Raw genomic sequence first — 14753 nt, forward strand, 5'->3', positions numbered from 1 at the left:
GGGTGGTTTCCTCGCCCAGCCTTCATCGGCTCCTCTGGCTGGGTTCATGGGGTCGCCCCGGGCCAGCACCGCGGGGCTTTGTTCTAGGCTGGCCTTGAATTCCTTGAGTGTGGCGTGTAAATACTGCACGATTTCGTGTGGAACAAGTGGGTTTGACTTGCCATACTCTCTCCAGTTCATCTTTTTCCTCAAGCCCCACCATACTCCCTTTGTCCATGCTTCTGGCGTTACTTTCCACATCATATTGAGTATGGATGCATAATCCCTATCCACGAGGTGACCAAGTGGGCATTGCAATGTGTGCCAATCATCTGTGCTCTCAAGCCTTGTGAAGTGTATTGGACAAACCCTACTGTTCCTATAGGATGATACGTGGAATATCCTCGAACCCCTCTCCAATGCCTTATCCTTCACAGCCTTCTCCAAAGCCTTGAATGGTGTTTGCTTGATCCTATGCCTTAGCCCTCCACTCTCAAGATCACTAATCATCTCATCCTGAGGTCTTTCACCGAGATCCTCGGTAACAATAATCCCTGGCGTTTTTGTTAGTTCATTAGCCACATGCCTGACACGACCAACCTTCCTATCCCTTTCTCGTAATTTCCTCACCTGCTTCCTGAACTCCCTGGTGTTCGTTACGTTCACGTAATTACCGCTCGGTAATGCAAATTCGGGCTTGAGTTTCTCGATTATTTTGTTTCGAATCGCCTCATACCTCTTGGCTAGCCTACCGAAGTCAGTCCTTATCATGTAGAGCTGTGGTGTTAGGTATTGCCTATTCCAATCAGCCACCTTGCTCACGGTGGTTTCGATATCAATCCTACCAACAGCAACGGTGTTCTCGTTAATGTCGAAGGCAATGATTGATTTTGGTTCCTCCTCCCTGGGCTTCAGCTCAAAGACGAATATGGCATACCACTTGTTAGCCCTACGCTTAATAATCAACGTAGACGCAAGCTCGGCTTCACCACTCAAAACCCTCCACCAAAGCAACCAAAATCTCTTATGAAGCCTTAACCAGGCTTCGAATCTCCTGCCACCCCTACCTCTCTTACCGGTGCTGATGGGTGATATGGCGAGCCTGACTGGGGCTACTGATTTAACGAACTCCTCATAACTCCATGTATCCTTTGCAAACCTAATTGAGACGCTCCTAACCTCAGGATAGGGCTTGTTCACCAAGCCCTTCCTCCTTCGTGTAATAAATGACTTGGCGATCTCAGAGGCTTGTTTAATGGCTTGGACGACCAATTGCGAGTTAAGGCTTGGGTACTCACTCCTATACTTGTGATAAAACAGCCCATGGAGTTGACTCGCACCCGTAACATTGTTCTCAACGGCGTATTCAACGACCTCACGAACAATGCGTTTGTAAACCTCCTCAACAGAGCAAAGCAACTTATTGAGCTCCTTAGTAACCTCAAGCTCAACAGCCACAGCCCTACACAACATTCATAAGGAAAAGCAACAACCAGACTTAAAAGCCACTCACAACAAGAAGGGGCGAGACTTGTCATTAGCACGCTATCAATACTTGCCCTTAGATAGAACCCTCGCTGCCGTAATTAATGGGTGCCAGACAGGGGCTGTCGGTGGTGCATATGATAGGTCGGCAAAGAACACATCATCTATCGTTGCACCCCTACCTATCAGAGCCGCTGCAGTGTCTATGTAGCCGGCAACTATTTTGTCAGGGCCTACTATTTGTACACCAAGTATCCTGCCGCTTTGTTCATCTGCAATCATCTTGATGTTCACCGGAACGCCGACCGGATAGTAGTGCGCCGTTGTCCTGGCCCTTATGGTTGCCGATACCGGTTTGAACCCCTCCTCCCTAGCCTGCCTCTCCGTAAGACCTGTTCTGGCCACGTATAGATTGAAGACCTTAGTTATAGCCGTGCCAAGTACGCCAGGGAATTTTAAAAACCTGCCCTTAACGGCGTTTGCCCCAGCCACTTGACCCATTTTATTCGCTGGTGGGGCTAGTGCCACGTACATCCTTTTACCAGTTATTAGGCTCCACGTCTCAGCAACATCACCTGCAGCGTATATGTTTGGAACCGAGGTCTCCATGTACTCATTAACCCAGACCGCTTTCGTCTCGCCGAGCTTAACGCCAGCTTTTTCGGCGAGCTCTGTGTCAGGTCTGACGCCGACACCCATCACCACCTTATCTACGGTGTACTCACCCTTCTCGGTAATTACCTTATTCACATGCCCATTAACACCCTTAAACCCAACAACCCTCTCATTTAGGTGCAGTTCAACCCCATTCTTAACCAACTCATCATGGATTAACTTAGCCATGTCCTCATCAAACGTTGTCGGCAGTACATGAGGCATCATTTCGAAGAGCAGGACCTTCTTACCAAGGTCCCTGAGAGCCTCAGCCATTTCAAGGCCTATGTAGCCACCCCCAACAACGGCAACAGTACTAGCCCTCTCAACCTCCTCCCTAAGCATCGGTGCCTCATGTGGAAGCCTGAGTGTTAATATTCCATTTAGGTCATGACCTTCCACGGGGAGGGTTATGGGTTTAGCTCCCGTGGCTATTATGAGCACATCCCATTGATACTTAACAACCTCACCACCCTCCCTGACTAGGACAACCTGATTCTTAGTATCTATATCAAAGGCCTCGGCATTTATCTTAACGATTATCCTCCTCTCCTTAGCAAACTCCTCAGGTGAGTATATGGCTAGTTCATGGGCATCCTTAACAACGCCACCCACGTAGTAAGGTATCCCGCAGGGCGCATGGCTTATGAATAGACCCTTATCTATCATGATAATCTCAGCCTCTGGATCGAGTCTCCTAGCCCTGGCGGCGGCTGAAGCACCTGCCGCACCTCCACCTATTATTACGACCCTCTTACCCATATTGCATTATGTCTCTACAATAGTATTAATTAATTTTTCCGCGAAATTCATCCACAACTTCCATCTAGGAAGCTCACTAACTCATTTATTACCTTCCTGGTAGCAATCACGTGTCTCCTCTTAACAGGATACTTAATTAGGTAGGTATCGATGATATTAACCTTGTTCGCATTCCCATATTTAATGCATTGGGCGACATAACGGCTTACGCTAGGTGTTAATGTCCACGTTATTAACTCATGGACAATCCCATCATCAAAAACACTGGGTATCCTCTTCGTCATCTCAATAAACGCTGCTGGTATTAAGTATCGCTTATCAAGCAGGTAATGCAGGAACTCGTGAACCACGGTATCAATTATGTCACTTATGCCATCAACTGTTGGTTCACCACCAATGAAAACCTGAGCCCTGAGTATATCCCACACTGATAGTGTGATGACCTCCTCTCTCCCCATCAGCATGATTTTCCCAAAGACCGTGGGATTGTGCGTAAGCAGTACCCTAGGTGTCTCGATATTGAATATCCTTCCTAACCTAGATAACGCGTTCATTACCATGTCACGGTACTTCGTAATATTACCCTTAGCCTTTGTTATTACATCATCGACGTAGCATTTACAATTGCCATTACACGACATTAGCATCCTCACCATGAGTGATGGGTTCACCCTTAACATGATAATGCTATCTCGACCGAGCCTCTGTATCACTACGTTCTTATCAACATCAAAGTAATCCCTGAGGGACTTCTCGGTATCCCTGTTTATCAACTCCCTCTCGGGACCCATGGGTACCATATCCAATACCCCAGATCCTAGGAAGTCAAGGATTGCATTAAGCATGATCAATGCCGCCCTAAGTTTCGCACCATGTTTGTTGAATAATGAAAATCTGGTGAACCCAACGGGGGTTGTGATACTCCCTATGTAGGTCCACTTGGCCTCGGTGTCCATGGTTTATCTCCTTAGTGTTAAATTAATTTTGTTATCTATAATTTAAATGATTCCTTGAGCGCACTAACTATTTTTCTGCGCAATACTCTTTAAGGCTAGATTTGCAGGTTGCTGTGTCATTACCAATATCCGTGAAGTCAAGTGGTGCGGTTAAACCCCCCTGGATAACAGAACTAGGTGGTGTTTCCTCAGAACACCCTGTTGCGAGTAGGCTAGGCGTCGATGTATTAAACCTAGGCGGTAACGCAATAGACGCTGCAATAACCACATCCCTAGCCCTCGCACTAACGCAACCGCACCTCGGTGGTTTGGGCGGGGATTTCTTCGCCATGGTTTATTCAGCCAAGGATGGCAGGGTCTACTTCCTAAATGCCAGCGGTTGGGCGCCAAGGAGGTTAAGTAAGGAGTTACTGGCCCAGCGTGGATTGAGTGCCGTGCCTTTGAAGGGCCCATTATCACCAGTCGTCCCAGGGCTACTGGCTGGTCTTCATGCACTGTGGAGAAGATTTGGTAGTGCCGAGTGGGCTTCATTGGTTAGGCCTGTCGTAGAGACCGCCAGGAAGGGATTCCCAGCAAGTCCCAGCTTCACCAGGGCTATTAATGCCGTGATTGGTGAGGTGAAGGATAACGAGGGCTTTAGGAGGACATACCCACTAACTCCGAGACCCTGGAGCCTAATTAGGATAGAGCCGTTAACGAAAACCCTCGAGTTGGTGATGGAGCATGGTCCAGACATACTGTACAGGGGAGAGGTTGGTCAGGCATTGGTTGAGTACGTGCAATCAATGGGTGGTGTTATGGAGATGGACGACTTGAGGGAGTACGAACCCGAGTGGCGCGACCCACTGAGTGCGGAGTATAGGGGCTTCACGATCTACGAGTCACCACCGAACACCCAGGGAATAACGACATTGATGATACTCAAGATCCTCGAGACCATAAAGGACGCAGGCGAGGTCTTCTCACGCAGGAGGATAGAGACTTACCTAGGGGTTTACAGGATTGCGTATGAGCTAAGGGATAAGTATGTTGGTGATCCAAGGTTCGTCGAGGTGCCTGTGAATAAGCTACTCGATGTTGGCTTCCTACTTTCCGAATATATCACCAGGTCTAGGACCCAATTACGTGGATCTGGAGATACGACGTATTTCGTGGTTGTTGATAAGGAAGGGAACATAGTCAGCGCAATCCAAAGCCTCTATCATCACTTCGGATCACTAATTACCGAGCCAAGGTATGGCATAACCCTCAACAACAGGGCATCGGACTTCTCAATGGATGGACCAAACATCCTCATGCCTAGGAAGAGACCATTACACACACTCAGCACGGTGATAATCACCAAGGAGGAGGAACCGAAGTATGCACTTGGTACATCAGGCGCCCACTTTAGACCACAACAACACACATTGTTTATTACGAACATGGTTGATTACGGATTAAGCCCTGTTGAGGCGATAGATGCGCCGAGATTCCTATGGGATAGGAAGTCCTTAATAATTGAGGATGGCTTTGAGGTTGCGGGACTAACGGAGCCTCACCAAGTCGTTAGGTACCCAGGCAGTACTGGTGTGGCGAGTATACTAGCCTTCATGGATGATGGAAGAAGACTCCTTCATGCTGATATTAGAGGTGATGGGCTGGCACTCGGTCAGTGATAATTATGGTTTGCCTGTTGGTTTTCGTGGTAGAAAGTGTTTATAAATAGGATATGAATCCTACCGCCGTATGTCGAGTGGAATTTCGAAGGCCACCATAGTCGGCGCGGTCTTAGCAATAGTCGTGATAGTAGCCATAACGTACTACCTAGTTCAAATGGCACATAAGCCACAAAGTCCTCATTATCCCTTATCGAATATTGATTACCTTGGGCGTAATGTCACGATACAGTCTCAACCGAGTACAATAGGCATAGTAAGTCCTGACTGCGCCCAGATAGTGTATATGTTAGGTCTTGGTAATAAGGTCGTCCTCCTAGACATATACTCAAAGCAACTACTTAACTACCTGGGTGTGACTGTACCGAGTAATGCCACAATAATAAGTAGCATATACCCAACACCGCCATTAGAGCCAATACTACTTGCCCATCCATCACTCATCTGCGCAGACGCTGGGTTTAATTACCAGTTCGTTGAGGACACAGGGACGCTGGCTGATAGTGGCATAGCTGTGATCTTCATAGGAGGTACCGACAACACCAACGTGACGGGCATCTACAATGACGTGACGCTCGTGGCTAAGGCCCTGGGTGTTACGAGTAGGGGTGAGTTGGTTGTGGGTAGGATGGGTGATATACTCAATTATGTGAGAAGCCATGTAACCAATGCCCAACCCGTCACCGTGGCCTATCTAAGTTGGTATAACCCAATATATGTGGCCGGCAACTCATCATTCATTGGTTACTACATAACCGTTGCGGGTGGTTATGACCCATTTACTGGCATGTACCCAACCATAACTCCAACCCAATTAATAATTGCCAACCCGGACTACATAATTGCTGATGATTTCATGGGTAACTATAGCGCTACCCTGCAGGCGATACTCTCAATACCCGGGATTAACACCACGAATGCGGTTAAGGAAGGGCATGTTTACATATTGGGCAACCTAGCCCAAAGCCTCATCGAGGAACCTGGACCCCTGTCTGTCTATGGCGCACTGCTTCTGGCAATGATACTGCATCCAAGCTCCTTTGGGCTTAACTCCACGGAGATCCCCCATTACATAAGTTCCCAGTGGGTTATGGAGTATGTGAAACCTAACCTAAACTTGACGTTAAGTGGGTGATGATTCACGCACAACAAATCCCTCATCAAATACCTCTGGATCTTCATACCATTACTACTCCTGGGCATAATCCTGAACATAATGGTTGGCGAGGTTATAATACCAGTGAATAAACTACTTGACCCACCCCAAGTCTATAGGGTTATAATCCTGGACATAAGACTACCCGAGTTACTAGCCTGCATCGTGGTTGGCGCAAACCTATCCGTGGCTGGTGCCGTAATGCAATCACTATTCAGGAACCCACTCGCTGAACCGTACGTCACAGGCACAGCCTCAGGTGCCTTACTTGGCGCCCTAATTGGACTTTTAATCAGCATTACCTCCAGGATTGGAAGTTCATTCTCGATCGTGCTGATGCCCGTGTTCTCCTTCATTGGTGCAATGGTTGCCATAGCCCTCGTTCTAACCTTCGGTAGGGGTGGTTGGTTATCGCTCGTACTTGCCGGTATTGGAGTCTCCATAATGTTCTCATCAATTGTGATGATGATCGACACATACCTACTAACGATAATACCGACATTACCAGCCATCGTCTACCTACTCTTTGGCACAGTCAGTGGTATTAACTGGAATGAGGATTTGGCAATGGCTTGCGTCAGTTTACCGACCATGGCGTACATAATAGTTAGTGCCCGTGAGGTGAATCTATTGATGATGAGCGATGAGGTTGCCCAGGCAGGTGGTGTTAATCCAGGGTTTTCAAGGGCCATATTCATTACATTAACCGGCCTATTAACCGCAATATCCGTATCCTTCACGGGAATAATAGGCTTCGTAGGCCTCGTAACCCCACACCTAACACGACTACTGCTGAAGAGTTCCGATAATTCCAGGGTGATACCCCTATCGATAATCTCGGGATCCACAATCATGCTTTACGCAAACGTGGTCAGTAAGGTGGTAATCCCTGGTGTGGTTATGCCGATTACGGCAATAACGAGCCTATTTGGAGTCCCCGTATTGCTAATACTGCTTAGGGGTGTTGGGCATGGGTAGTTACGCGGTTAGGTTTGTGAATGCTAGTATTGGTTATGACGAGCCCATCATCAGGGACATCATGCTTAATATACCGAGGCCTGGCCTAACCACGATATTGGGCCCAAACGGGTCTGGTAAGACAACGATGCTCAGAGCCCTAATTAAGTATGCCAGGATCTTTGGTGGGTACGTATACGTAGATGGCAAGAGCGTGGATTCAATACCCATAAGGGACTTGCCCAGGTACATCTCGTACTCACCAGCGGAGATAAACCCACAGGTCATCCTAACGGTTAGGGACATAATGCGCAGTGCCAGGGGTGGTGATGGTTGGGTTAGTGATGAGGATATTAACGACACCCTACGTTTCCTGGGCATCCAGGACTTGGTAGATAGAATGTTCAATGAATTAAGCACTGGGCAAAAGAGGCTTATCTTAATAGCCAGGGCCCTGGTTTCCAAGGCACCGCTATTACTACTTGATGAACCAACATCCAACCTAGACCTCGGCAATAAGTACAGGGTAATTTCCATACTCAGGAAGATTGTGGATGAGAGGGATATCACCGTGATAACCGCAGGCCACGATATAGACCTAGCACTATCCAGCGACTGGGTCGTCGCAATAAAGGATGGCGAGTTATTGGCAATGGGAAGCCCAGACGATATAATTAATGAAAACACATTATCCAAACTCTACGGAATAAACATCAAGGTCCTAAGACTCAATGGGCATAGACTCATCTACGTAGAGCAACACGAGGGCCCATGAGTAGACGATAATTATAAGATGAGGGTAATTACGTGCATGGTAGGCATCGCCGTTTGCGCCTAATCCACATCCACCCCTGGAACACGTTGTACACGGAACCAGGCACAATAATGGCTAATCAAACGATAACCGGGTAAACACACCGCCCCAGAACATAACTAATGATTACTTTGAACCATGGCAATGCCCATGTTAACGAGGTGGCTAAGGTGTTGAACCTAACCAACGAGGTCGTCAGGTGGCTAACCACAGCCCTACCACCACACATGGCAGGGCTAACAACGAAGGCCCTAGTCATCACCGGGCCAATAAGGAGGCAGGCCATAATCGAGCTGGAGCCCTCGACCAAGGGCCTAGCGTAGTGATAAACGTTCTACCCTGCCGTAAGAGCCCCCACGACATTGAGGAATTGAATTGACCGTCAGAGACTTACGTGTGTCGTAATCGCCAGATCGTCAGAGACTTCACGAGTCGTGAGCATGGGGGTGGATAAACCCTCTGGCGAGAACCCGTGAACGGGGTAGGGAAAACTTAAAAAGGAGTAAATAAAGCCACAACCCGGAATCTAAAACAGAAGAATTGAAGCGGTTTGTTTGGTTTGCCATTTCTAACCCCATGTATAAGGTACCCCGAATCTAAAACAGAAGAATTGAAGCGGTGCTGAGGGGCAGGTCGGCAAAAAGCATGGCGAAAAAGAACGAGGAATCTAAAACAGAAGAATTGAAGCAGTATGAAAATAACAATAAGCAACGTCAGCGATAAGGTAAACGCCAGGGTGAATCTAAAACGGAAGAATTGAAGCTTATACCTATACTCGCCTCTTGTACACTTCACATTAATGTATTTTGTGAATCTAAAACAGAAGAATTGAAGCAAGGCAGCCTCGGCCTTGAGTATCTCGTTCACTAAGTCCAGAATCTAATACAGAAGAATTGAAGCACCACCGAGTAGTTGGAGCACGATAAGAACCACACCCGGCTCTAGGGGAATCTAAAACAAAAGAATTGAAGCAGGATTGGCTTCCTGGCGTGGCTTGATTTTCGTGAGTTCCTCGTTGCCCACCCTCCTCACTATTGATTCCCCTGCGTGGATTAGCATGTCCATGGACAACCTGGTGAGTAACGCATTTAGGCGGGTTACGTCGAGTGTTGCCAACGTGGTTATAGTTTCGGGGCTTTTTCGATGATTTAGGATGGCTTTTTGAGCCATCGTGTGGTGTCTGGGGTTGTTCGCGGCTATGTTGGGTAGATCGTTGGGCAATGCTTATATGTAATTGGTCGATGCCGTATTGAATGGGTGGTTCTGGCGTTGATTCTGGAGGTGTGGTTGAGAAGCTTAGGGAGAAGGTGAGGTTATTTAGGCGGGGGTTGCCTGCGGGGGTTTTCACGGCTGATGCCAATGAGTTCGCGAAAGGAGCGATTTATCCGAACATCGGTGTTGAAAACAACGAGTTGAGGGTTAGGGTTGAGGATAGGTACCACAGCATTGTTAGGGCTGGTAGGTTCGGTGAGTTGGTTAATGAGGTTGGGGGTAGGCTTGTGAGTGATGGTGTTGTTGTGGTCGTTGGGCCTAAGGGCATTGGTAAGTCGACACTGGCTGCGGCCGTGATTTGGGAGTTAATGAGCAAGCACGAGGTTGGTCTAATCGCGCGTGTTGTAACGCTTGATGAGGACAACCGCTCAAGATTTGAAGCATTTATCGAGAACTACGGTGAGAGGTTCGGTGAGTACTTCGGTAGGTTGCTCATACTATACGACCCTGTGTCGACCAGGGCCCACGAGAAGGTGGGCGTTGATGTGGAGTCACCCATGCAAGCCAATATTGAGAGGACGGTAAAGAACTTGATGGATGTTGTAAACTCAATAAGCCCCAAAGCTTCGAGACTGCTCACGCTCATTGTGCTGCCGAGTGATGTTTACGATGCATTGAGCGAGGAAATAAGGGATTCACTGGAGAGCCACAGGCTCGATGCTTCGCTGAACGATGTCGAGTTCCTAGCCGGGTTGATTAGGGAGTACACGAAGGCGAGGGATAAACCCAGCGGGTGCGCACTAAGCGATAACGTACTAAATGATTTGGCCGGTAAAGTGGCTGGGTTCGACTCAGGCCACGCACTAATAGCCAGGCTCATCGGCGAGGAGCTGGCAAGGAATAACTGCAGTGTTGACAAGGTTAAGAGGTTGATTAGCGAGGCCGGGGGTAAGGCTGAAGCACTCATAATACAGTACATAAACTCACTCTTCAGGGTACACGAAGACCCCAAAACGGCTGAGGCTTTGGTTGAGGTCTTCGCATTGAGGAGGCCGTTCGTTAATATGACGAGGCCTGGCATCCCAATACTGACGCCGGGCATCATCAAGTTAATTGGTAAGAAGAGGGGAGCGGGTTTGCTCCAGAGTGCGGAGGGTGAGGAGTTGAGGGGTTGGTTGGCTATTAGGCAGAACGACCTAATCGAGGAGGCGATTGAGGAACTACTCGACTGCATTGTGGGTAAGGGTGAGGAGTGCGAGGAGCTTGGTGACGCGTTGGAGCCCTGGAGCCTAGGAACTGTTAGGAGGTCGTTGAGGGAGGTCTCGAATGAAGTAAAGGATAGAGATAGCGCCGTTGAGTACTTCGCAGACAACTACGGCAAGGAATTCACAGGCGCACTAAGGAGCTTCAGTAACTGCTGGAGGAGGGTTGCGTTAATCATAGGGCTCGTCCTGACTGAGCGTATCGTAGTGCCTAGGCCCGAGGACTTACCTGGAGATGATGCCAAGTTCCTCAGCGATGCCTTGAAGGGGTGTGGCATTGACGATTACTTACTCGTTGGTAACGTAATCCCACCATTAATATGGTACCTAATCAAGAATCACGCACGTGCCTTGACCGAGGCATTCGTCAGTAGGTACAACGAGGTTATTGACGAGATAGGGAGAGTCCTCAGCGTCGTCAGGGACACCCCTCTAGCGGTTGCTGGACCTTATGGCCTTGGGTTAGCCCTGATAATAGCTAGGGCCACTGAGTTAGGTAAGTACGTCGAGCCCAGCGGTGCCGATGTGGTACTGCATTTTACGTCATTCGCCATAAAGGATGTTTCGCCACAAAGCCTCATTACGCCAATACTACGCACCTTAAAGCCATTGCGTGGCAAGGCACCGCACAGGTACCTCGAACTACTAAACTCCATATCGAATATGGCGAACCTCGACCTCGACACGGTCAAGTACGTACTTGAGGAGTTGAATGAAACCCTGGACAATTACGGCTATGCGATTAAGGAACATGCTTGGTCCCTCGTACATGCAATAACCACCTACGCCAACCTACTTAGAACATACCCTGTATACCTAAGCGATGAGGTCAAGAGTGTCATTAGCAGGGTCCTTTATTTACTTAATGAGCTTGACAAGTCCAAGTCTAGCCTAAGCGCCATAGCGTGGGCAATCGCGCTAGCCCCGGCATTAATGCAGGGAGTCATGGGGTGGTTTATGGAGAATATGTTCAGCATCAATATGGCCAATAAGGTCAACGAGGTCGCCGAGGAACTAGGCAAATTGAGGGGGAAGATTCAGGAGTTAATGAGCGACGGGGAATTCATGAGTTACGTCGAGTCCGTGTCCATAAAGGCTGATGAGGAAGCGGTTAAGACAGCAATTCTCAACGTAACATCGTTCTTTAAGCACGCATTGGCGCTTTATAAACTCAATAACGATGAATTCGATGAAGCGGCGAGACTATTTAACGAGGCAGCTAAGGAATTTAGAGAGATGAATGCCCATGAAGACTACATAGCTAATCGCGACCTGGCACTGCGTGCCGAGGCTATTAAGGGCTCGTTGGTTGGTGATGAGTTGGTTAATGGGTTTAGGCAATTGTACGAGGAGGCATTCAATGAGGAGCATTTCAAGCCCACGGCTAGGTACCTCAACATCGTATCGAACATGCTCGGCAGCTACCTCGTATCCCTAGCCCTAACGGGTGATGGCAAAAAGATCAACGAGCTGCTTGAGAAACATTGGTGGGTACTGAACGCCGATAAGCAAGCCTCGGTCCTGACCAGGCTAGTACTCAACGCCTTACTCGGTTCAAAGGATAGAAAGGACCAACTAGGCAGTGAGCTTAAGGGTAGGCTTAGTGTTGCGCCCTGGGAACTAGTTGACGCATTCGGACCTTATATACGCAATAAGTTCCTGCCCGCGCTGATGGTTATTTTCGGCGCGATAAGCCCTGAAGATGGGATTAAGTTATGCAAAGCATTCATCGATGAGGACTGCGTAAATACCATCCTAGCAGTTAAAGGAAACATTACCGCCGTTACGCAATTAAGAGAGTGGTTAATCAATGCCTTTCGGGAAGTATTGATTGTAAGGTTGAACTCATTTAGGGAACTCGGTGTCGACGTCGACACGGTATTTAATGAGTTTAGGGGGTTGGTGAATGGGCTTGATGGCAAGTCCCTAGCCCGACTAATCACCCCCGTAAACTCAAGGGCTTCGTTAGCCTTCATGCTTTACGCACTAATCAATGGCGAGGAGAAGCTAGCCAAGGCACACGCACTCTATGGAGCTGCGAACGTTGGCGAAAAACTACTCACGAAATTACTCCTCGAGACCCACAAAGCATGCTGCGACCTAAGCAACGAGCCGTTTAAGCACACAATCGCCAAACTCTTCCTCTACCACGTTTGATTTTAAACTAGTGAGACGGACTTAATCAACCCTACACGGAGTAAGGCTTTATACCTCTGTGTTTCGTTTAGTTATTGAGCTCGGTATTTGATTCGTCGCTACTGTGAAGTGTTGGGATTAGCTTAGTTCCTAGGTGTTGGCATGATGCATGGCTAGCCCATGTAGCCTGATCGTTTCTCCCCCGTGAACCACCAATGTAACGATGTAGTCTCTCCCATAGATAGCCCTAACTTCCGCCTCCAACACCTCCTGCACGGCATATAGAAAGCCCGTAACAAAAACCCACCAACGACAAACCCAACCATCGATGGTTAAGGCTTCACGAGACCGTGCAATAGACAATAAGGGCAATGCACGGATTCGTGAATTCCCACGCTACGTTTTCGTTGTCGAGGCTTTTCGTATGAAATGCACGACCTCGTGCATTTTCTACACTTGATGTTTGACTATTTATCGTGGGAACAAGTCGTTGCCGTGGGAATTGAAATTCCGTGGGAACATTAATTCAATTTCCAAAGCAGACCGTGGGAACAGGCACGAACCATAAGCATTAGAAGCAGAAATATGTTCCCACGAAAACCAAACAACGGGGAGGAAAAACTTTAAAACCCCAGACAAAAACAAACGCGGCGGATGATTTCAATAGAATATTGAAAGCGTGAAAAAGCGCAGGGCAGGATCTGTAACGTCCATTTTCTTGATGAGATGATTTCAATAGAATATTGAAAGATTGATATAGCCCAGGGCAGGTCTTATGTCTGGTAGGTCTTTGAGATGATTTCAATAGAATATTGAAAGAGTTTGCCAATATCACCAAGTGCCTCGTTTATAATATCACTAAGTTGATTTCAATAGAATATTGAAAGGACACAATCGCACTCCAGTTCCTCACGTAATTGCCTTTGCTGTTGATTTCAATAGAATATTGAAAGTGATGATGCCCGTGGCGGTGTTCAGTTCCTGAGTTATTTTAAGTTGATTTCAATAGAATATTGAAAGCTGCACGAACTCGCGGTAGAGCTGTGAATACGTGGCTTGTTGGTTTGTTGATTTCAATAGAATATTGAAAGACATCGGTCCCACTTATGTTTGGCCTTGACTTCAGAACAAATGTTGATTTCAATAGAATATTGAAAGCCCATCATCGTCCTCGCCCAATTCATACTCCACGTAATATTCAGAGGTTGATTTCAATAGAATATTGAAAGATGTAGTCCAACGCAGACGTCTCAACAACAGTGCCAGCTATGTCGGTTGATTTCAATAGAATATTGAAAGATCAATCAAATCATCAGGTCCATAGCCACGTTCTTTGCAGTAACCTATGGTGATTTCAATAGAAGAATATTGAAAGCCCAAACCACGTTATCTCTGTCGATTAGAGCTTCACGCGAAAGTTGATTTCAATAGAATATTGAAAGATTGTGGGTGTGTTCGTCGTAATCATCCTAGTTATTGATTTCAAGTTGGTTTCGAAAATTGAAAGTTCTAACCTCCTCACCTGTGTATCTGATGGATATTGGCAGTGTGGATGGAGGTGGTGATTTCAAAAACTTTTGATGAGTTGGTTCGTGATCTTGGACTCACTATCGAGTCACTACGTGATGATGTAAAGTCACTTAACTTAAAGACCCCTCTTTAATAACGACAACCTTAAGGCTTGGTGCATCGAGGGGTTTAGTCAATAAAACAATATAAAGT

At 47.5% G+C, this 14753-nt stretch carries 9 protein-coding genes and 1 CRISPR repeat array; of the genes, 6 read left to right on the top strand and 3 right to left on the bottom strand.

The window, feature by feature from the left end:
- The 3 genes from B7L70_RS04015 to B7L70_RS04025 form a co-directional block, all read right to left on the bottom strand.
- Positions 1-1452, bottom strand: a 1452-nt coding sequence (locus tag B7L70_RS04015) for a zinc ribbon domain-containing protein (protein WP_081226608.1), incomplete at its 3' end; no start/stop codon positions are given.
- A gap of 75 nt (positions 1453-1527) precedes the next feature.
- The gene (locus tag B7L70_RS04020) at positions 1528-2880 is read right to left on the bottom strand and encodes an FAD-dependent oxidoreductase (RefSeq protein ID WP_081226609.1); all 1353 of its coding nucleotides are present in this window, start codon (positions 2878-2880) and stop codon (positions 1528-1530) included.
- A 47-nt stretch (positions 2881-2927) separates the two neighbouring features.
- On the bottom strand, positions 2928-3836 hold the full coding sequence (locus B7L70_RS04025; protein WP_081226610.1) for a hypothetical protein: 909 nt from the start codon (positions 3834-3836) through the stop codon (positions 2928-2930).
- Between the two features lie 113 nt (positions 3837-3949).
- On the opposite strand from B7L70_RS04025, the gene B7L70_RS04030 reads away from it, so the two are divergent.
- From B7L70_RS04030 to B7L70_RS04050, 6 genes are all read left to right on the top strand, one after another.
- The gene (locus B7L70_RS04030) at positions 3950-5494 is read left to right on the top strand and encodes a gamma-glutamyltransferase family protein (RefSeq protein ID WP_081226611.1); all 1545 of its coding nucleotides are present in this window, start codon (positions 3950-3952) and stop codon (positions 5492-5494) included.
- A 70-nt stretch (positions 5495-5564) separates the two neighbouring features.
- Positions 5565-6629, top strand: coding sequence for an ABC transporter substrate-binding protein (locus B7L70_RS04035; protein ID WP_081226612.1), 1065 nt, complete (start codon positions 5565-5567; stop codon positions 6627-6629).
- 60 nt (positions 6630-6689) lie between these two features.
- Positions 6690-7628 carry an iron ABC transporter permease gene (locus B7L70_RS04040; RefSeq protein WP_255408841.1) on the top strand — a complete coding sequence of 313 codons (939 nt, stop codon included), beginning with the start codon at positions 6690-6692 and terminating at the stop codon, positions 7626-7628.
- On the top strand, positions 7621-8382 hold the full coding sequence (locus tag B7L70_RS04045; protein ID WP_081226614.1) for an ABC transporter ATP-binding protein: 762 nt from the start codon (positions 7621-7623) through the stop codon (positions 8380-8382). The genes B7L70_RS04040 and B7L70_RS04045 overlap by 8 nt, the downstream gene beginning before the upstream one ends.
- Before the next feature lie 209 nt (positions 8383-8591).
- Positions 8592-8744 carry a hypothetical protein gene (locus B7L70_RS13245; protein ID WP_162009089.1) on the top strand — a complete coding sequence of 51 codons (153 nt, stop codon included), beginning with the start codon at positions 8592-8594 and terminating at the stop codon, positions 8742-8744.
- Positions 8745-8943: 199 nt separating this feature from the next.
- Positions 8944-9393: a CRISPR direct-repeat array (repeat unit 25 nt; unit sequence GAATCTAAAACAGAAGAATTGAAGC).
- Between the two features lie 281 nt (positions 9394-9674).
- A complete protein-coding gene (locus tag B7L70_RS04050; protein WP_081226616.1) occupies positions 9675-13052 on the top strand; it encodes a hypothetical protein in 3378 nt (1125 codons plus the stop codon).
- Positions 13053-14753 lie beyond the last annotated feature (1701 nt).

The sequence above is a fragment of the Vulcanisaeta sp. EB80 genome (assembly GCF_002078205.2).